Consider the following 17,809-nt stretch of genomic DNA (forward strand, 5'->3'; position numbering starts at 1 on the left):
CTCCCGGGCGACCATAACGATCACAGCGCGACACGGCAACGTGAGTTTCCGCTGTTGGCCGGATTGCCTCTGTTATGCGCAGAAATCCGTCACATCCCAACCAGAAATGCCGCGAGCGCCACACCAACCGCCCCGACCAGCGCCCCAAGCCCCGCCCAAAGCGCACGCCCTGGCCAGACCGCACGCTTGATCGGCACCGGCGCTGCGGTTTGCCGGATGAGCGCCGCTTCAACCAGTCCCGGCAGACGTGGACCATAGCGCGACAGCACCATGGCCGTGCGCCCCATATCGCGCAAGGCAGCGCGGGGGCCAATCGTCTGCTTGATGTAATCCTCGACCACGGGCTTCGCGACCTGCCAGATATTGATCTGCGGATTGAGGCTACGCGCCACACCTTCGACTACGACCATGGTGCGCTGCAGCAGGATCAGTTCGGTGCGTGTTTCCATGCCGAACCGCTCTGTGACCTCAAAGAGATAACTGAGCAGGCTGCCCATGGAAATCTTGCTGGCATCCATGCCAAAGATTGGCTCTCCCACAGCGCGTAGCGCACGGGCAAAGGCATCGACATCGCGATCCGCAGGCACATAGCCCGCCTCAAAATGCACTTCGGCGACGCGGCGGTAATCACGTTTGATAAATCCATAAAGGATCTCGGCATAAACCCGGCGGGTGTATTCGTCGATGTGCCCCATGATACCGAAATCATAGGCAATGATATCGCCGTTCCCGGAAACCTTGAGATTGCCCTGATGCATATCGGCGTGGAAATAGCCATCACGCAGAGCGTGGCTGAGGAAAAGCTGCAACACCCGTTCACCCAATTCGGCGCGATCATGTCCTGCGGCATCCAGCGCGGCATTGTCCCCAAGCGGCAAACCATCGGCCCAAGACATGGTCATCACTCGGCGCGAAGAAAGAGGCCATTGCACCGTTGGCAACTGAAACCCGGCATCCTTGGCGGTATTGGCCGCGAATTCCGAGGCCGAGGCCGCCTCAAGCCGCAGATCGAGTTCGCCCATTACGACGCCCTCGAAATGGGAAATCACATCTGTCGGGCGGAGGCGTCGTGCGCCGGGGGCCAAAAGCTCGACCATGCGCGCGGCAAAATAAAAGGCGTCGATGTCGCGGCGAAACGCCCGCTCGATGCCCGGACGCAGCACTTTGACAGCCACCTCCTCGCCCGTTTCGCGCAGCCGCGCCTTGTGAACCTGCGCGATCGAGGCGGCGGCAACCGGCTGGCTGAAATCGTCAAAGATGTCTTCGACCGGATGGCCCAATTCCTGCGCGATACTGCGCTTGGCCACATCGACCGAGAAGGGCGGCAACTTGTCCTGCAAGACCCGCAGATGCGTCGCCAATTCCTCGCCCACCAAATCGGGGCGCGTGCTGAGGATTTGGCCGAATTTTATATAAGCAGGTCCAAGAGCGGTCAGCGCGCGCGGCGCGGGCGGGGTCGCGAGATCGCCCTTGTCGCCCAACCACTGAAACGGCCAGGCCAGAAAACGCATCGTGCCGCGCACCAAAGGCGGGGCTTCGAAAGCATCCATGATGAGACCCATCGCACCCGTGCGTTCCAGCGTCGCCCCGGTACGAATGAGGCGCAGAATGTTGTGCGGGCCACGCATCGCTCAGATCTTCCAGCCGGAATGCAGACAGGCGATGCCCATGCTCAGATTGCGATATTTCGCCTGTTCAAAACCGGCCTGCCGCACCATCCCCAAAAATGTTTCCTGGTCGGGAAATTGGCGGATGGATTCAACCAGATACTGATAGCTGTCGCGATCATTGGCAATCATCTGCCCCAACCGCGGGATAATGTTGAAACTGTAGAGGTCATAGACCTTTTGCATCAGATCATTTGGAATCTGGCTGAATTCGAGCACCATCAGCCGCCCGCCGGGTTTGAGCACACGAAACGCCTCGTTAAGCGCCTCTTGCGGGCGGGTCACGTTTCGGATCCCAAAGCTGATGGTGTAAACGTCGAAACTTGCATCCGGAAAGGGCAACGCCATCGCATCGCCCACCACCCAATCGAGGCTATCGGCCATGCTCTCGGCCTCGGCCCGCTTTCGTCCTTCGACCAGCATCGGCTCTGTCAGATCTAGCACGGTGGCTTGGCCATACCCGGCGCGCTTGAGAAAACGAAACGAGATGTCCCCAGTGCCCCCTGCCACATCGAGCAGGCGTTGGCCTGCGCGTGGGGCCAACCAGTCCATCATCGCATCCTTCCAGATCCGGTGAATTCCAAGGGACATGGCGTCATTCATGACGTCGTATTTGCTGGCCACGCTGCCAAAAACGCCGCGCACGCGCCCGGCCTTCTCTGACTCGGGGATATCCTGAAATCCGAAATGCGTGGTTTTCTCGTTCATGGCCTTGCCGCTCTTGTGTCTCGCCTTTCTTATAGGGCTATGACAGAGGGTTACAATGCGCCCCTTGTCCCGATAGAGGTCCGATATGCCAGAATTGCCCGAGGTTGAGACAGTCCGCCGCGGCCTGACCCCGGTGATGGTGGGTCAGGTCATTGCCCGCGCCACTGTCAACCGGCCCGACCTGCGCTGGCCCTTCCCGCCCGACATGGCCGCCCGCCTGACGGGTCAGACGGTGACGGCGCTCCGGCGACGCTCGAAATACATTCTCGCCGATCTGACATCGGGTGAGAGCCTGCTCATTCATCTGGGCATGTCGGGCCGCATGCTGGTGTCGGGCGATCCCTTGGGCCGGTTTGTCCACGAACACCCGGCGCCCGAGAAACACGACCATGTCGTGCTCGATATGGAGGGAGGCGCGCGGATCACGTTCAACGACCCGCGGCGCTTTGGGGCAATGGACCTGCTGCCCACCATGACTGCGGAGACGCACCCCCTGCTCGCCCGGCTGGGGCCCGAGCCTTTGGGAAATACGTTCGACGAACCCTATCTTGTGGCCGCTCTCAAAGGCCGCAACACGCCGATCAAATCCGCCCTGCTGGATCAGCGAATCGTTGCGGGTCTCGGGAATATCTATGTCTGCGAGGCGCTCTTTCGCGCGCGCATCTCGCCCTTGCGCCGAGCGGGAACCCTGTCGGGCAAACGTGCCGCTGCCCTAGTGCCGATCATCCGCGCAGTCTTGACCGATGCGATTACCGCTGGCGGGTCTTCATTGCGGGATTTTCGACAGGCTGACGGGGAGTTGGGCTATTTCCAGCACAGTTTTGATGTCTACGGGCGCGAAGGCGAACCCTGCCGCAGCGCCGGATGCAAAGGCCATATCGCGCGTGTCACTCAGGCCGGGCGATCCAGCTTCTATTGCACACAGTGTCAAAGATAGGTTGAACGCGCGGCCAACAATGGTAATGAATCGGCCCTGATGACAACAAATGAAAGCTGATTTCATGGCCTATGAGACGATCATCGTCGAAATAGAAGACCACGTCGCCCTCATCAAGCTCAACCGCCCCGACGCGCTCAATGCGCTGAATGCGCAGTTGATGTCGGAACTCGCCGAGGCATTGGGAGAGGCGCAACTGAACGAGAAAGTGCGCTGTATCGTTCTCACCGGCTCGGAAAAGGCCTTTGCCGCCGGGGCCGATATCAAGATGATGAGCGAGAAGAGCTTTGTCGATGTCTTCACCGAGGACCTCTTTACCGCCGACAGCGCCGCCATCTGCCGGGTGCGCAAGCCGATCATCGCCGCCGTATCGGGCTATGCGTTGGGTGGCGGATGCGAGCTTGCGATGATGTGCGATTTCATCATCTGCTCGGACACCGCCAAGTTCGGCCAGCCCGAAATCAATCTGGGCGTGATCGCGGGCATTGGCGGCACGCAGCGCCTGACACGGCTGGTGGGCAAGTCCAAGGCAATGGACATGAACCTTACGGGGCGCTTCATGGATGCTGAAGAGGCAGAGCGTTCGGGGCTGGTGAGCCGCGTGGTGCCTGCCAAAAAGCTGATGGAAGAGGCGATGGCGGTAGCGCAGAAGATTGCCGAAAAATCGCAGATTTCCGTAATGGCAGCCAAGGAGGCAGTCAATCGCTCTTACGAGACCACACTGCGCGAAGGGCTCTTGTTCGAGCGCCGCGTGTTCCATTCGCTTTTTGCGACTGAAGATCAGAAAGAGGGCATGGCCGCATTCGCCGAAAAGCGCGAGGCGCAGTTCCGCGACAAGTAAGCGCGTTTGCAGCGAGAGGGGTGCTGCCCCTCTTGGCCTGCGGCCAATTCACTCCGAAAAATTTGAACCATAAAGAAACATGGAAACGCGCGCCCGGGTTTGACACACGCAACACCCGGGCGCGGCTTCTTCATGGGCGGTCATCGGCTCTCCAGCCTGTACTGCAGGCCAAGGATCTCACATCAAGGTTAATAAAGCCTTGCGCTTCTTCTTGGCAAAAATACTCAAACTCCACGCTCTGCCGCCAGACGCCAACCTCTCAGATCAACCCTTCAGCCGCAAAGAGCGCCTTGACGTCCGCTTCAGGCCGCGCACCGTAATGGCCGATCACCTCGGCCGCCGCGATACACCCCATGCGCCCGGAAACAGTCAATGACCGACCGGTTGCAAGACCGTAGAGCAGGCCAGCGGCAAATTGATCCCCCGCGCCAGTGGTGTCGACCGGGGTCACGCGATGCACCGGCACGGTCACGGTTTCATCGCCTTGCACCAGCACGACATCATGGCCCGAACGGGTGCAGACAATGAGACCGCTTTCAGACGCAGCCTGTTCCAATGCCGCCCCTAGATCCTCAGTCTCATAGAGCGCGCACCATTCGTGCTCGTTACCAATCACATAGTCCAACTCGCGCAACAGCCCCCTGAAATCATCCCTGTGCCGATTGACGCAGAACGGGTCCGACAGGGTGATCCCCGCTTTGCCGCCACCGGCCCGCGCGGCGCGTGCCGCTGCTTGAAACGCCGCCTTGCCTTTGGGCTTGTCAAAAAGATAGCCCTCCAGGAACAAAAGCTCGGCCTGCCCGGCCACCGCTTCGGGCACATCTGCATCGTCAAGTTCTGTCGAAATGCCCAGATAGGTATTCATCGAGCGCTCGCCATCGGGCGAGACAAAGATCATCGACCGCGAGGTGGGCAGCACGCCATCGCCACGCGGTGCGTTGACGAAGTCGGTGCCAACCTCAGTCATCGCCGCGGCATAATAGCGCCCGAGGTCATCATCGCTGACCCGTCCGATAAATCCGGTCGAGAGGCCAAGCGCACCCAGTCCCGCTATGGTATTGGCGACCGACCCGCCCGGGGCCTGCCGCCGGTCAGTCATGTTTTCATAGAGAAATTCGGCACGCTCTGTTTCGATCAATTGCATGACGCCCTTTTCGATGCCCATGCGTGCGAGAAAGGCATCGTCGCATTGGCTGATCACGTCCACCACGGCATTGCCGATGCCAACGGCCTGATATTTGGTCATAGAGTCTTGTCCTCGAATAAGCAGAGATCACGAATAAGGCAGGTGCCGCAGGCGGGTTTGCGCGCCTTGCAGGTGTAGCGGCCGTGCAGGATGAGCCAATGATGCGCGTGGCGCTGAAAATCCACCGGCACGTTGTCCTCGATGGCGCGCTCGACCGCATCTACGGATTTGCCGGGGCAAATGCCGCTGCGATTGCCCACGCGGAAAATATGCGTATCCACCGCCTGCGCCGGGTACTGCCACCACATGTTGAGCACGACATTGGCCGTCTTGCGCCCGACACCGGGTAGCGATTGCAGTGCCGCGCGGGAATTGGGAACTTCGCCGCCATACTCCTCGACCAAGATGCGGCTCAGCTTCATCACATTCTTGGCCTTGTTGCGATAAAGGCCAATCGTCTTGATATGCTGGATCAGGCCCTCTTCGCCCAGATTGAGCATCTTTTGTGGCGTGTCAGCGACCTGAAAGAGATCCCTCGTCGCCTTGTTGACGCCGACATCGGTGGCTTGCGCCGAGAGCGCCACGGCGACTACGAGCGTATAGGCGTTGACATGCTCCAACTCACCCTTGGGCTCCGGCTCTGTGGCCTCAAACCGGGTAAAAATCTCGCGGATCGTGTGATAGTCAAGTTGGCGTGCCATGGCTGCTCTATGCCGGGATTTGGCGGGATGCGCAACATTCGGGTCGCATACTGCAATAGGGCGTCATATCTTGCTTGCGCAACGACAGGACGACCATAATGAACGCCCAACCTGAACCCGGTTATCACTACCACGTCATGCGCCGCGCGATTGACCTCATCGACAGCCGCGATACGGCACTGACACTCGAAGAATTGGCGCGCGAGATGGGCATGAGCGCCGCGCATTTCCAGCGGCTCTTTTCGCAATGGGTTGGAGTGTCGCCGAAACGCTATCAGCAGTACCTGACGCTGGGACATGCCAAGGCGCTGCTCACCGAACGTTTCACCACCCTCGCGGCGGCAGATGAGGCCGGGCTGTCAGGCACCGGGCGGCTCCACGACCTCTTCTTGCGGTGGGAGGCGATGAGCCCCGGTGACTTCGCCCGCGGGGGAGACGGGTTAACGATCCATTACGGCTGGTTCGACAGCCCGTTTGGCGAGGCACTTGCCATGGGTACGGATCGTGGTCTCTGCGGTCTGGCCTTTTCCGAGGAGTTCGGGCGTGACGTGGCGATGGCGGACATGCGCTCTCGCTGGCCCAAGGCCATTTACACCGAGGCTCCCGAAAGGATCGCAGGTTGGGTAGATGCAGCCTTTGGCGGGCGCGGCGAGGCTGCGCTCCACATGATCGGCGCGCCGTTCCAGATCAAGGTCTGGGAGGCGCTGTTGCAAATCCCGTCGGGTCACGTGACCACCTATTCGGAAATCGCCTGCGCCATCGGCAACCCGCGCGCGGTGCGGGCTGTGGGTACAGCAGTCGGCCGCAATCCGGTCAGCTATCTCATCCCGTGCCACCGGGCCTTGCGCAAATCTGGCGCGCTGGGCGGCTATCACTGGGGCTTGCCAGTCAAACGCGCCATGCTCGCTTGGGAGGGCGCGCGCGCCGACGGGTAGGCGGAAAGTTGCACGCCAAGCGCGTCTTTTCCCCGTGAATGTCCCTTGGGATACCGCGTGATATTGCATATCATCGCACCAGACCCGATCCATCGGGCCAGTTGAACCGAAGAGGCGAATACCATGATACGAGCGAAAAAATCCTTGCTGATGCTCTCTGGCGCATCCCTGCTGCTGGCGGCGGCCTGCACCGATCCGGGCTATGTGGGCGGCCCCAACCCCAATCAAAAGGCCCAGCAGGGGGCGATCATCGGCGGCCTCATCGGGGCTGGGACCGGCGCAATTGTCAGCGACAGCAAGGGCAAGGGCGCGCTGCTTGGTGGCGTGTTGGGGGCCGTGGGCGGCGCCGCCATCGGCAGTGCGCTGGACCGGCAAGAGGCGGAATTGCGCCAGCAACTCGACAGCGATGTGCGGATCGTCAATACCGGCGACCGCCTGATCCTGACCATGCCGCAAGACATTCTCTTCCCGGTGGACGGAGCCACCGTTGCTCCTGCCCTGCGTGACGACCTCTTCAAGGTCTCGCAGAGCCTTCAGGCCTATCCCGACACCACCGTGCAGGTCGTAGGCCATACCGACAGCGACGGCGATGCAGGATATAATCAGGGCCTGTCCGAACGTCGCGCAAATGCGGTTGCGGATGTGCTTGCCAGCGGCGGCGTGCCTTATGGCCGTATCCGCGCCTTTGGCCGTGGCGAGGATCAGCCGGTCGCGTCGAACCTCACCAGCGAGGGCAAGGCACAGAACCGCCGCGTAGAGATCGTGATCCTGCCGAACGCCTGACGGTTCCTGAAACGCAAGAAGGGGCTGACCGCATCCCGGTCAGCCCCCTTTTTATTTGGTCTGGATACTTTCGAGATAGGCCATCAGCGCCGCAAGTGGGCGCGGTGTGGGTGTAAGCCTGCCATCACCCACGTCGAGCGGCACGGTGTCGCCCTCCAGTAACAGACCGAATTCCGGCATCTCTTGTCCCGGTAGGCCTGTGCGGTCGTAGCCGTCGATCACGGACAGCACATGCGCGCGGGGAAACACCCCATCGTTCGAGAGCCGCGTCAAATCCGCCGGGCGCGGCGTGAAACCAGAGGCCCAAGGCCCGTCACCCTTGCCCGATGCCCCGTGGCATTGGACGCAGTTGGCGTCATAGATCGCGGCCCCTTCGCCCGCGTCGGGCATGGATTGGGTCGCCGCACAGGCCGCAACACCTGCGGCGGTCAGGATTGCCAAGATACGCATCGCTCGCCCCTTTGTTTTCGCCAAGGGTAGCAAGAGCCCCATGACTGCGCAACGCCCCTGATCAGGACAGCTCGCCCGCCAACCCCTTGTCGATCAGGGCCACGGTTTCCGTGACGCCATAGAGCGCTATGAACCCGCCAAAGCGCGGCCCCTGCGAGGCCCCCAGCAGAACCTCGTAGAGCGCCTTGAACCAGTCGCGCAGCGGCTCGAAACGGTCACGACCAACCGCATAGACAATGGATTGCAGCGCCTCGTCCTCAGCTGGGCCATCATAGGCGGCCAGTTGATCGCGCAAGTCCATCAGCGCCTCACGCTCCAGATCGGTGGGCGCGCGATAGACCTTCTCGGGGGCTACGAAATCCTCGTAATAGCGCACCGCATAGCCTGCGGCGGCATCTAGGTCGGCATGGGTCTCGGGGCGCGCGTCCGGCGCATAGCGACGGATGAACCCCCAGAGCGTTTCCTTGTCCTCTGCGGCAGAGACCGAGGCAAGGTTGAGCAGCATCGAGAAGGGCACGACCATCCGGCTCTCGGGAACATTGCCACCGTGGATATGCCAGACCGGATTGGCCAATTGCTGCTCCAGCGTCTGATCGGGGAAGGCGCGCAATTGCTGGTGATATTCGTCCACCGCCTTGGGGATCACATCGAAATGCATCCGCTTGGCGGTCTTGGGCTTTTGATACATGAAGTAAGACAGGCTCTCGGTGGCCGCATAGGTCAACCACTGGTCAATCGACACGCCATTGCCCGAGGATTTCGAGATTTTCTGTCCGCTTTCGTCAAGGAAGAGTTCATAGGTGAAATGCTCTGGCGCGGGCGCGCCCAGCGCGCGGCAGATGCCATCGTAAATCGGCGTGTTGGTCGAGTGATCCTTGCCATACATCTCGAAATCCACACCGAGTGCCGCCCAACGGGCCCCGAAATCAGGCTTCCATTGCAGTTTCACATTGCCGCCCGTCACCGGCAGGGTCCATTCGCGCCCGGTCTCGTCGTCAAAGGTGATGGTGCCGTCCTTGGCGTTCACCTCTTTCATCGGGACATAGAGCACGCGGCCCGTTTCGGGATGAATCGGCAGAAAGATCGAATAAGTCTGTTGCCGCTCTTCGCGCAGGGATTGCAGCATGATCTTCATGATCGCGTCATAGCGTTCGGCGGCGCGCAAGAGCACGGCGTCGAACTTGCCAGAGCGATAGAATTCAGTGGCCGAATAAAATTCATACTCGAACCCAAAGGTGTCGAGGAACCGCCGCAGCATGGCATTGTTGTGGTGGCCAAAGCTCTCATGCGTCCCAAAGGGGTCCGGCACGGAGGTGAGGGGCTTTTGCAGATGCTCCATCAGCATCTCGCGGTCGGGCACATTTCCCGGCACCTTGCGCATGCCGTCGAGGTCGTCGGAAAAACAGATCAGCCGGGTCGGAATATCGCTGATCACCTCAAAGGCGCGGCGGATCATCGTGGTGCGGAGCACCTCGCCAAAGGTGCCGATATGCGGCAGGCCCGAGGGGCCATAGCCCGTCTCGAAGAGCACATAGCCCTTTTCCGGCGGTGCTTTTTCATAGCGTTTGAGCACGCGGCGCGCCTCTTCAAAAGGCCAGGCTTTCGAATTCATCGCGGCGTCGCGCAGGTCGGACATCTGTCACACTCCAGGTTGCGCCTCGCCAAAATCCCGGCGCGGCATCTGCGCTTCCTATTGCCGGGGGGCGTGACAGTCAATATTCTGCACCGCAACATAGCCCCGCGCGAAAGGCCCGCATATGTCCGAACCGATGCCCCACCCGCTCACACCGCAGGATTGTCTTGTGGCGGTCATGATCGCTGTCTCGGCCTCAGACGAGGACATGCGCACCGCCGAACTCATCAAGATAGAGAGCACGGTGAACAATCTACCGATCTTTGCCGATTACGATCTGGATCGGCTGAAGCTGATGTCGCAAACCGTGCTCGATCTTTTCACGGTAGAAGACGGTCTTGATGCGCTCTTTGGTCTGGTGCGTGCCAATCTGCCCGAACGGCTGTTCGAGACGGCCTATGCGCTTGCCTGTGATGTGGCCGCGGCGGATGGTACTTTGAACGAGCGCGAGCTGCGTCTGCTCGAAGAGATTCGCTATGAACTCACGATCGATAGATTGCATGCCGCCGCCATCGAACGCGGCGCACGGGCACGGCATATGACCGCATGAGCCTGCTCAACGCGCCGCTCCGCGCGCGGGTGGGGTGCCTGCCCGCCGCAGGATGACACCAAGGCGGGCAAAGCTGTTTTTGACCGAAACCGACTCTTTCTCGGCCAGGAATCCGTCCAACTCAGGCCACACCCGGATCGCCTGATCCAGATCTGGATCGCTGCCTTCTGAGTAGAGACCGGCCCTGATCATTGTCTCAGATCTGGCGTAGCTGCCCAAAAGGCCACGCGCACGTGAAATCAGTGCGTTCTCCTCCTCGGTTGCGGCACGTGGCAGGCTGCGCGATACGGACCGCAAGAGATCAATCGCTGGATAGCGTCCACGTTCCGCAATCTGACGATCCAGCACCACATGTCCGTCAAGAACCCCGCGCAGAATGTCGGCGATCGGTTCCTCCATATCCGAGCCCGCGACGAGGACAGTCAAGAGCGCGGTGATATCCCCTGCCCCATCCTCCCCCGGCCCCGCCCGCTCGCAAAGAGACATGATGAGATGCGAGGTTGATGCGGGATATCCGCGCAGTGCCGGCATTTCTCCTGCTGCCGTCGCCACCTCTCGATGCGCCTCGGCAAAACGTGTGATCGAATCGGCAAGAAAGAGCACCTGCTGCCCTTGATCACGAAAGAACTCGGCCACCGCCATCGCCGTCCAGGCACAGCGACGACGAACGAGCGGTGAGCGGTCCGAGGTGGCAGCAACAATGACGCTGCGGCGCATACCCTCTGGCCCCAGGACATGCTCGACGAACTCTCGCAATTCACGCCCGCGTTCGCCAATGAGGGCAATCACCACGACATCCGCCTGCATATGCCGCGCCAGATGCCCAAGCAGCATGGATTTGCCGACGCCCGATCCGGCAAATAAGCCCACACGCTGGCCGCGCACGATGGGTAGCATCGTGTTGAACGCCGCCATCCCGGTTTCCAGCCGTACGCCAAGCGCACGTCGCCGCGCAGGTGCTGGGGGATCAGCCCGCAGCATCCGTGCCTCGGCCCCCCGCAACATAGGGCGACCATCAAGCGGGGTGCCAAAGGGATCAATGATCCGACCCAACCAGCCCGCAGAGGGCGCAATGAACTCGGCCTGCCCCAACATCGCCCGGTCGCCAAGCGCGACCCCCTCAGGGCTGGAATCAGGCAGGACCATCACCGAGGCCGCCTCGAGCCGGATCACTTCGCCCGTAAGCGGGGCGCCCGAGCGACGCCGGATATCCACCCTGTCACCAAGCCGCGCCTCAGAGGATAGGCCACTGATCCTCAAGGTATTTCCCTGAACCGCGCTGACCCGCCCCATCACCCGCGACATGCGCAACGAAGAGAGTTCCGCCCGCAACGCCGCCATGTCCTGTCTCTGCATCGATTGCTCCAATCCTGATCCCGCAAACAATTTCTAAAGGAATCAGGGTTAAGCCTTGGTTGAAGCCAATCGAGGGAGAAGCCCCGATGTTTGAGACTATGGAAATCTTTCGCATGGCCCATGCGTTGGCGCAGCATGCGGGTGCCCGTCAGGCCGTGGTATCGCAGAACATGGCCAATGCCGATACGCCGGGCTATGCCGCGCGCGACATTGCAGCCTTCGCGCAGGTCTACGACTCGGATGGCGGTGCGCAGTCACCGCGCATCACGCGAGATGGGCATATGCTCGGGTCCGAGACGCGCCTTGAATTCACTGTGGCCGACGATCCGACTGCGGTCGCGGACCCTAATGGCAACTCGGTCACGCTCGAGACCGAAATGCTGCGTGCGGTCGATGTGAAACGGCAACATGACCGCGCGCTTGCGATCTACAAATCCTCGCTCACCGTGCTGCGCACGGCGATCGGGCGGCGATAGGGGCAGGACATGAGCGATTTTTCCGACGCCCTTTCCGTTTCTGCCAGCGGTCTCAAGGCACAGGCCCAACGCCTGCGCCATGTGTCCGAGAATATCGCCAATGCCGACACGCCCGGTTATCGGCGCAAAACCGTGTCGTTCGAAACGACCCTCACCGGGACTGGCACCGATGGCGCCGTCGCAGTGAGCCGAGTCAACCTCGACCGCAGCGAACCGCAGCGGATCTACGATCCCAGCCACCCGCTTGCCGATGAGAGCGGGCATTATCAGGGGTCTACCGTCGATCTGATGATCGAAATCGCTGACGCCCGCGAAGCACAGCGCAGTTACGAGGCCAATCTCAAGATGTTCGATCAGGTGCGGCAGATGTCCGCCGGGCTGATGGACCTGTTACGCCGATAAAGGAGATCCAGAATGGATATTACAGCACTGAATGCCGCCCAGAAATACTCTGCCTCGCGACAGGCCACCGAACCGCTGGCTGGTCAGGCCGCCGCCGGCAGCGCCTTTCAGACCCTCGCCAAGGATTTTGCTGCCACGCTCTCCGAGGGCGAGACCCTCGCCAAGGCGAGCATGATCGGCAAGGCCGATCCGCATTCTCTCGTGCAAGCGCTCGCACAAACCGAACTCGCGGTTGAGGCCGCTGTCACGGTGCGCGACCGTGTGGTGGAGGCCTATCAGGAAATCCTCCGCATGCCGGTCTGATCCGATGCTGAACGAGGTCCTGTTCTTTGACACGTTGCGCGAAACCCTCTGGATATCGGTCATCATCTCTTTGCCCATCCTCGCCGTGGCGCTGGTGGCGGGCCTCGTGGTCGGGCTCTTTCAGGCCCTCACCTCGATACAGGAACTGACCCTGACCTTCGTGCCCAAGCTGGGCGCGATCATCGTCGTATTCTGGATCACCATGGGGTTCATGACGCAAACGCTGGTCACATTCTTTCAGGACCGGCTCATCCCGATCATCACAGGAGGCTGAGATGGAAAGCGCAGGTTACACGACGCTCACCCGACAGACCGGGCTTTTGCGCGAATTGCAGGTTGTCGCCAACAACATCGCCAATGCCGCAACCACCGGCTATCGTCAGGAGGGGTTGATCTTTTCCGAATTCGTCAAGCAAACCGAAGGCGGTCCATCGCTCTCGATGGCACGCGGCAATGTGCGAATGACCTCTATGCTACAAGGGCCACTTGCCCCCACCGGCGGCATGCTTGATCTGGCGATAGAGGGCGAAGGCTTTTTCCTGATCGAGACCCCTTCGGGCGAGCGCCTGACGCGCGCGGGCAATTTCACGCTCTCGGCTCAGGGCGATCTGGTGACGCCTGACGGGTTTCGGGTGCTGGATGCCGGCGGGGCGCCTGTATTCATTCCGCCCGACGCCACGAATATCGGCCTCTCGCCCGACGGCACGCTGAGCGATAACGGTCGCCCCTTGGCCCAGATCGGTCTCGTGCGCCCCGTCGACGGCTTTGCCATGGTCCGCGAGGATGGCGTCATGTTCCGCGCCGATGGCGAGATTGAGCCGGTCGAAGAGGGGCACATCCACCAAGGGTTTCTGGAGGGTGCCAATGTCGATCCCATCGGCCAGGTCGCCCGCATGATTGAGGTGCAGCGCGCCTATGAAATGGGCCAGAGCTTTCTCGATAGCGAACATGAGCGCGTGACCTCCGCCCTCGAGTCCTTCATCCGATAACCCAGGAGTGTGCCATGCATATCCTCAAGATCGCGGCGACCGGAATGGCCGCCCAGCAGATGCGGGTCGAAACGATTTCGAACAACCTCGCCAATATGTCCACCACCGGCTACAACGCGCGCCGGGCAGAGTTCGCCGATCTGCACTATCAGCAGTTGGCCCGCGCAGGCACTATCAATGCTGCCGATGGCACGGTCCTGCCCACGGGGGTACAACTGGGCCTCGGCGTGCGGCCCTCGGCGATTTCGGTGCAACTGGCGCAAGGGTCGCTGACCCAGACCAATGGCGATCTCGACCTCGCCATCGACGGGAGCGGCTATCTCGAGGTCCGATTGCCCTCGGGCCAGTCCGGCTATACCCGCGACGGCGCTCTCAAACGCTCGGCGGATGGGGTCATCGTCAATTCCGAAGGCTTTCCCGTCGCCCCCGAAATCACCATCCCAGAGGATGCCCGCAGCATCACCGTAAACGCCGAAGGCGAGGTTTTTGCGTTCTTTCAGGATACGGCCCAAGCACAGTTGCTCGGTCAGATCGACCTTGTCGGCTTTACCAACCCCAAGGGGCTTGAGGCCATCGGCGGCAATCTCTTTGTCGAGACCGAGGCCTCTGGCCCCGCGAATGTGACCACCGCCGGACAGGATGGTTTGGGCACGCTGCGCCAAGGCTATCTCGAAGACAGTTCGGTCGATCCCGTGCGCGAGATCACCGAGTTGATCGAAGCTCAACGGGGCTATGAGCTGAACGCCAAGGTCATCACTGCCGCCGACCAAATGCTCAGCGCCACGACACAGGTGCGGTGATGCGGCTGCTTTCCCTCATTCTCGGCCTGTTCCTCGGTGGTCCCGCTGTGGCAGATGTGATCATCGCCACCCGCACGATCCGCCCCCAGGAAATCCTCGGACCGTCCGACCTGTTGCTTCAAGAGGGCACAGACCAGAGCGAGGTCACGCTGGCGGACTTGATCGGACAAGAGGCGCGTGTTGCCCTCTATGAAGGGCGGCCGGTGCGTCCGGGCGATGTCGGACCACCCGCCGTGATCGAGCGCAATCAAGTCGTGCCACTGATCTATTTGCGTGGCGGTCTTGAGATCATGACCGAGGGTCGCTCGCTCGACCGGGCGGGGATCGGGGATCATGTCCGCGTTATGAACCTGGCGTCGCGCGCCACCGTCTCGGGGCGCGTCACAGCGAGCGGCCGAATACTTGTTTCTCAATAGGTGTCGCCATGCCCGCCTTTCGTTTTGTCACAGTATTTGGTGTGGTTCTGCTCAGCGCCGCCTGCGCGCGTCTCGACCATCTCGGCAAGCCGCCCAGCTTTACGCCGACGATGAACTCCACCGAACAGCTTGCCATGCTCGATCCAGGCCTGCCACGCAGCACCGCGCAGGACACGCCCTTTCAACAAGCCTCGCTCTGGAGCGGCGGCAAGCAGTCGCTCTTGGGCGACCGGCGCGCAGCCCAGCGTGGCGATATCATGACCGTTGTCATCGAAATTGACGAAGAGGCGCAGATCTCGAATTCCACATCGCGCTCTCGGGACGGGTCCGAGAGCCTTGCGATCCCGGACCTCTTCGGCATTCCGCAACGGCTCAACCGCAACCTACCCGAGGGGGCCAGCCTGGACCGCGCCGCCGGTCTCAATTCCACCAGCCAATCGGGCGGAGAGGGCTCTGTCAGCCGAAGTGAGGAATTGACCCTGCGCGTGGCCGCGACCGTGATGCAGGTCCTGCCCAACGGAGTGCTCGAGATACAGGGTTCTCAGGAGGTGCGGGTCAATTTCGAGCTGCGGGAGTTGCTGGTGTCCGGCTTTGTACGTCCCGAAGACATCTCGCGCCAGAACGAGATCACCTATGACAAGATCGCCGCCGCACGGATTTCCTATGGGGGACGCGGCCAGATCACCGATGTTCAGCAACCCAGGATCGGTCAGCAATTGCTCGACGGCCTTCTGCCCTTTTGAATCCCAGTGTGAGGACCGACCACCATGCTCGCGAAACTGCTGCCATTACTCTTGCTGTTGTTCGGTTTGGCTGCCGGGGCCGGAGCAGGCATTTTGCTCCGACCCGAGAGTGAGAGCGCGCAGGCGGAAAGCCCAGCCATGCACGGCGCGGATCATGCAGCACCGGTGCCAGAAACCCCCCTTGCCAGTGAAATCGTGAAACTCAACAATCAGTTTGTCATCCCTTTGGTTGCCAAAGACAGGATCACTGCGCTGATGGTGCTGTCACTCAGCGTTGAAACCGCCGCAGGTCGCACATCGGAGATCTATGACCGAGAACCGAAGCTGCGGGATGTCCTGTTGCAAGCGCTTTTCAATCACGCCAACCGGGGAGGCTTTGACGGAGAGTTCACCAAAGCCCGGAACATGGATGTTCTGCGCCTGGCGTTGGCCGAAGCTGCAAGCGAGGTGCTGGGGGATGCGATCCTGGGAATTCTGATCACCGAAATCGCACGCCAGGACATCTGAACGACGACAGTCAGTCCGGGGACGTCCGCAAAAGCTGAGCGAGACTGTCCAAAAGCGCGGTCCGCGCCATGTCGCGCCGTTGCACGACGCGCCGCGCCTCCTCTTCCGAGAGCTGGGTCGCCGCCTGATACTTGCCAAAACTGCGACGCAGTTCCCGGCTAAGTTGCCCTTTGCGCCCCAGAATGCGCGCGAGTTCGGAATGCAGTCGCGCCTTGCTCTGCCCGATCCATCCCTGCCACAAGAGATCCGCGCCGACCGCACGATATACGCTTGCATCCTCTTGGGGCATCTCGCCTGCGGTGCGGCGCATCGTTTCAAGCTGCCGAAGGTCAGCGCGCAAACCCGCCTCTTCCGCAAGCAGCCTTTGCACTCTGGCCGAGTCCGCGCGGTAAAGCGCCTCTGTCAGGGCGACCATGTCGGCCTCGCTTCGGGAGGTCATCCAAAACTCCTTGCCTTGCGCCGCATGTCTTCGGCAAAGCGGATGGCGACGGCCACCGCGGCATAATGCATGGGGTCAATTTCCTGGCCGATCTCTGTCGTGGCGTGCAGCGCGCGCGCGGTGGGCGCATCCGACAGGACAGGCACGCCGTTGTCACGAGCAAGGTCGCGGATCGCGAGCGCGATGTGATCCATGCCTTTGGCGACACAGATTGGGGCAGCGCCCGGCTTGCGGCTCCATTTCAGGGCCACGGCAAAATGGGTAGGGTTGACGATCACCACATCGGCCGTCGGCACATCCGCCATCATCCTGCCGGATGCCAATTCCGTGGCGCGGCGCCGGCGCTGCTGCTTTACGGTGGGATCGCCATCATTCTGCTTTTGCTCGTCGCGCATGTCCTTATGTGACATCCTCTGACGCCGCAGATGATCGAAATGCTGCCAGAGATAATCAAGCCCACCAACTGCGAGCGTGATCAGCAAAACAAGGATCAGGAAATCGATCATCATCGCGCCCATCACCGCCCCGATGATCGGGGCTTCTGCATGCACGGCGCTCACCATGTCAGGTAGCCGATAGGACAGGAAGCCTCCAAGCAGGAGGCCGTAAAGACCTAACTTCGCAAAACTCTTGGCAAATTCAAAAAGCCCCGTCGCCCCGAACTTGTTCTTGGCGTTCTCGACCGGATTGAGACGCGATATTCTTGGTTCCAGCTTGTTTGGGGCCAACACAAAGGCGCGTTGCGCGAGCACGACCCCAAGTGTCAGAACCATGGGTAGAATGAGGAACAGGGACAGGCCAAGCAAGCTCTGCCCCGCTATACCGCCCAGCGCCGAGGCGGCGCGACCGCCTTGAAACACGAGCGACGCCAAGTGGTCGGACTGTTCCAGCAAGGCCACAAGATTGTCGCCAACCTTCTCCAGCAACATACCGCTTGCACCCAAAAGAGCGAGCAGTAGTCCGGCGTAGGATCCCGCCGTGTTGAGA

Annotated in this window: 23 protein-coding genes; 14 read left to right on the forward strand and 9 right to left on the reverse strand. The window is 61.1% G+C overall.

Features of this window, described 5'->3' with window-relative positions:
- Window positions 1–89 precede the first annotated feature (89 nt).
- On the reverse strand, window positions 90–1,628 hold the full coding sequence (gene ubiB, locus AACZ65_RS16455) for a 2-polyprenylphenol 6-hydroxylase (protein WP_339672666.1): 1,539 nt from the start codon (window positions 1,626–1,628) through the stop codon (window positions 90–92).
- 3 nt (window positions 1,629–1,631) lie between these two features.
- Window positions 1,632–2,375: a bifunctional demethylmenaquinone methyltransferase/2-methoxy-6-polyprenyl-1,4-benzoquinol methylase UbiE gene (ubiE, locus tag AACZ65_RS16460; protein WP_339672668.1), complete on the reverse strand. Its 744-nt coding sequence runs from the start codon at window positions 2,373–2,375 to the stop codon at window positions 1,632–1,634.
- An 85-nt stretch (window positions 2,376–2,460) separates the two neighbouring features.
- Between ubiE and mutM the strand changes: the two genes are divergently transcribed.
- Both mutM and AACZ65_RS16470 read left to right on the forward strand, forming a co-directional pair.
- Window positions 2,461–3,312, forward strand: a complete 852-nt coding sequence (gene mutM / locus AACZ65_RS16465; RefSeq protein WP_339672669.1) for a bifunctional DNA-formamidopyrimidine glycosylase/DNA-(apurinic or apyrimidinic site) lyase — start codon at window positions 2,461–2,463, stop codon at window positions 3,310–3,312.
- Between the two features lie 64 nt (window positions 3,313–3,376).
- Window positions 3,377–4,153, forward strand: coding sequence for an enoyl-CoA hydratase (locus AACZ65_RS16470; RefSeq protein WP_339672702.1), 777 nt, complete (start codon window positions 3,377–3,379; stop codon window positions 4,151–4,153).
- A 259-nt stretch (window positions 4,154–4,412) separates the two neighbouring features.
- On the opposite strand, the gene AACZ65_RS16475 is transcribed toward AACZ65_RS16470, so the two are convergent.
- Both AACZ65_RS16475 and nth read right to left on the reverse strand, forming a co-directional pair.
- The gene (locus tag AACZ65_RS16475; protein WP_339672671.1) at window positions 4,413–5,399 is read right to left on the reverse strand and encodes an adenosine kinase; all 987 of its coding nucleotides are present in this window, start codon (window positions 5,397–5,399) and stop codon (window positions 4,413–4,415) included.
- Window positions 5,396–6,040, reverse strand: coding sequence for an endonuclease III (gene nth, locus AACZ65_RS16480; RefSeq protein WP_339672673.1), 645 nt, complete (start codon window positions 6,038–6,040; stop codon window positions 5,396–5,398). Before nth ends, AACZ65_RS16475 begins: the two co-directional genes overlap by 4 nt.
- Window positions 6,041–6,138: 98 nt before the next feature.
- On the opposite strand from nth, the gene AACZ65_RS16485 reads away from it, so the two are divergent.
- Together AACZ65_RS16485 and AACZ65_RS16490 are read left to right on the forward strand one after the other, a co-directional pair.
- Window positions 6,139–6,975 (forward strand): bifunctional helix-turn-helix domain-containing protein/methylated-DNA--[protein]-cysteine S-methyltransferase, encoded by an 837-nt coding sequence (locus AACZ65_RS16485; RefSeq protein WP_339672675.1) that lies wholly within the window; start codon window positions 6,139–6,141, stop codon window positions 6,973–6,975.
- 123 nt (window positions 6,976–7,098) lie between these two features.
- Window positions 7,099–7,758 carry an OmpA family protein gene (locus AACZ65_RS16490; RefSeq protein WP_339672677.1) on the forward strand — a complete coding sequence of 220 codons (660 nt, stop codon included), beginning with the start codon at window positions 7,099–7,101 and terminating at the stop codon, window positions 7,756–7,758.
- Window positions 7,759–7,809: 51 nt separating this feature from the next.
- Here AACZ65_RS16490 and AACZ65_RS16495 read toward each other — a convergent pair whose 3' ends face one another.
- Entirely contained in the window at window positions 7,810–8,208 is a 399-nt protein-coding gene (locus tag AACZ65_RS16495) for a cytochrome c (protein WP_037276762.1), read from the reverse strand.
- 61 nt (window positions 8,209–8,269) lie between these two features.
- On the reverse strand, window positions 8,270–9,844 hold the full coding sequence (locus tag AACZ65_RS16500) for a lysine--tRNA ligase (protein ID WP_339672679.1): 1,575 nt from the start codon (window positions 9,842–9,844) through the stop codon (window positions 8,270–8,272).
- 121 nt (window positions 9,845–9,965) lie between these two features.
- Here AACZ65_RS16500 and AACZ65_RS16505 point away from each other — a divergent pair, with 121 nt between their 5' ends.
- On the forward strand, window positions 9,966–10,391 hold the full coding sequence (locus AACZ65_RS16505; protein WP_037276759.1) for a tellurite resistance TerB family protein: 426 nt from the start codon (window positions 9,966–9,968) through the stop codon (window positions 10,389–10,391).
- A 6-nt stretch (window positions 10,392–10,397) separates the two neighbouring features.
- Here the strand turns inward: AACZ65_RS16505 and AACZ65_RS16510 are convergent, their stop codons facing one another.
- Window positions 10,398–11,747, reverse strand: a complete 1,350-nt coding sequence (locus tag AACZ65_RS16510) for a FliI/YscN family ATPase (RefSeq protein WP_339672682.1) — start codon at window positions 11,745–11,747, stop codon at window positions 10,398–10,400.
- Window positions 11,748–11,833: 86 nt separating this feature from the next.
- On the opposite strand from AACZ65_RS16510, the gene AACZ65_RS16515 reads away from it, so the two are divergent.
- Genes AACZ65_RS16515 through AACZ65_RS16555 form a run of 9 tightly spaced genes read left to right on the forward strand, consistent with a single transcriptional unit; the run spans window position 11,834 to window position 16,383 of the window.
- Entirely contained in the window at window positions 11,834–12,223 is a 390-nt protein-coding gene (locus AACZ65_RS16515) for a FlgB family protein (RefSeq protein WP_339672684.1), read from the forward strand.
- 9 nt (window positions 12,224–12,232) lie between these two features.
- On the forward strand, window positions 12,233–12,625 hold the full coding sequence (gene flgC / locus AACZ65_RS16520) for a flagellar basal body rod protein FlgC (protein WP_037276752.1): 393 nt from the start codon (window positions 12,233–12,235) through the stop codon (window positions 12,623–12,625).
- Between the two features lie 12 nt (window positions 12,626–12,637).
- Window positions 12,638–12,928, forward strand: coding sequence for a flagellar hook-basal body complex protein FliE (gene fliE / locus AACZ65_RS16525; RefSeq protein WP_339672686.1), 291 nt, complete (start codon window positions 12,638–12,640; stop codon window positions 12,926–12,928).
- Between the two features lie 4 nt (window positions 12,929–12,932).
- Window positions 12,933–13,202, forward strand: a complete 270-nt coding sequence (locus tag AACZ65_RS16530; RefSeq protein ID WP_297539035.1) for a flagellar biosynthetic protein FliQ — start codon at window positions 12,933–12,935, stop codon at window positions 13,200–13,202.
- Between the two features lies 1 nt (window position 13,203).
- The gene (locus AACZ65_RS16535) at window positions 13,204–13,917 is read left to right on the forward strand and encodes a flagellar hook-basal body complex protein (RefSeq protein WP_339672690.1); all 714 of its coding nucleotides are present in this window, start codon (window positions 13,204–13,206) and stop codon (window positions 13,915–13,917) included.
- A 14-nt stretch (window positions 13,918–13,931) separates the two neighbouring features.
- Complete coding sequence (gene flgG, locus AACZ65_RS16540; RefSeq protein WP_339672692.1) at window positions 13,932–14,717, forward strand: flagellar basal-body rod protein FlgG; 786 nt, start codon at window positions 13,932–13,934, stop codon at window positions 14,715–14,717.
- Window positions 14,717–15,133 (forward strand): flagellar basal body P-ring formation chaperone FlgA, encoded by a 417-nt coding sequence (gene flgA, locus AACZ65_RS16545; RefSeq protein WP_339672693.1) that lies wholly within the window; start codon window positions 14,717–14,719, stop codon window positions 15,131–15,133. Before flgG ends, flgA begins: the two co-directional genes overlap by 1 nt.
- An 8-nt stretch (window positions 15,134–15,141) precedes the next feature.
- The gene (flgH, locus tag AACZ65_RS16550) at window positions 15,142–15,876 is read left to right on the forward strand and encodes a flagellar basal body L-ring protein FlgH (protein WP_052115467.1); all 735 of its coding nucleotides are present in this window, start codon (window positions 15,142–15,144) and stop codon (window positions 15,874–15,876) included.
- A gap of 24 nt (window positions 15,877–15,900) precedes the next feature.
- The gene (locus tag AACZ65_RS16555) at window positions 15,901–16,383 is read left to right on the forward strand and encodes a flagellar basal body-associated protein FliL (protein WP_339672696.1); all 483 of its coding nucleotides are present in this window, start codon (window positions 15,901–15,903) and stop codon (window positions 16,381–16,383) included.
- A 10-nt stretch (window positions 16,384–16,393) separates the two neighbouring features.
- Here the strand turns inward: AACZ65_RS16555 and AACZ65_RS16560 are convergent, their stop codons facing one another.
- Both AACZ65_RS16560 and AACZ65_RS16565 read right to left on the reverse strand, forming a co-directional pair.
- Window positions 16,394–16,822, reverse strand: coding sequence for a hypothetical protein (locus tag AACZ65_RS16560; protein WP_339672698.1), 429 nt, complete (start codon window positions 16,820–16,822; stop codon window positions 16,394–16,396).
- Window positions 16,819–17,809, reverse strand: a 991-nt coding sequence (locus AACZ65_RS16565; protein WP_339672700.1) for an EscU/YscU/HrcU family type III secretion system export apparatus switch protein, incomplete at its 5' end; no start/stop codon positions are given. The genes AACZ65_RS16560 and AACZ65_RS16565, both read right to left, overlap by 4 nt.

This window comes from uncultured Roseovarius sp. (assembly GCF_963972555.1).
Taxonomy (GTDB): Bacteria; Pseudomonadota; Alphaproteobacteria; order Rhodobacterales; family Rhodobacteraceae; genus Roseovarius; species Roseovarius mucosus.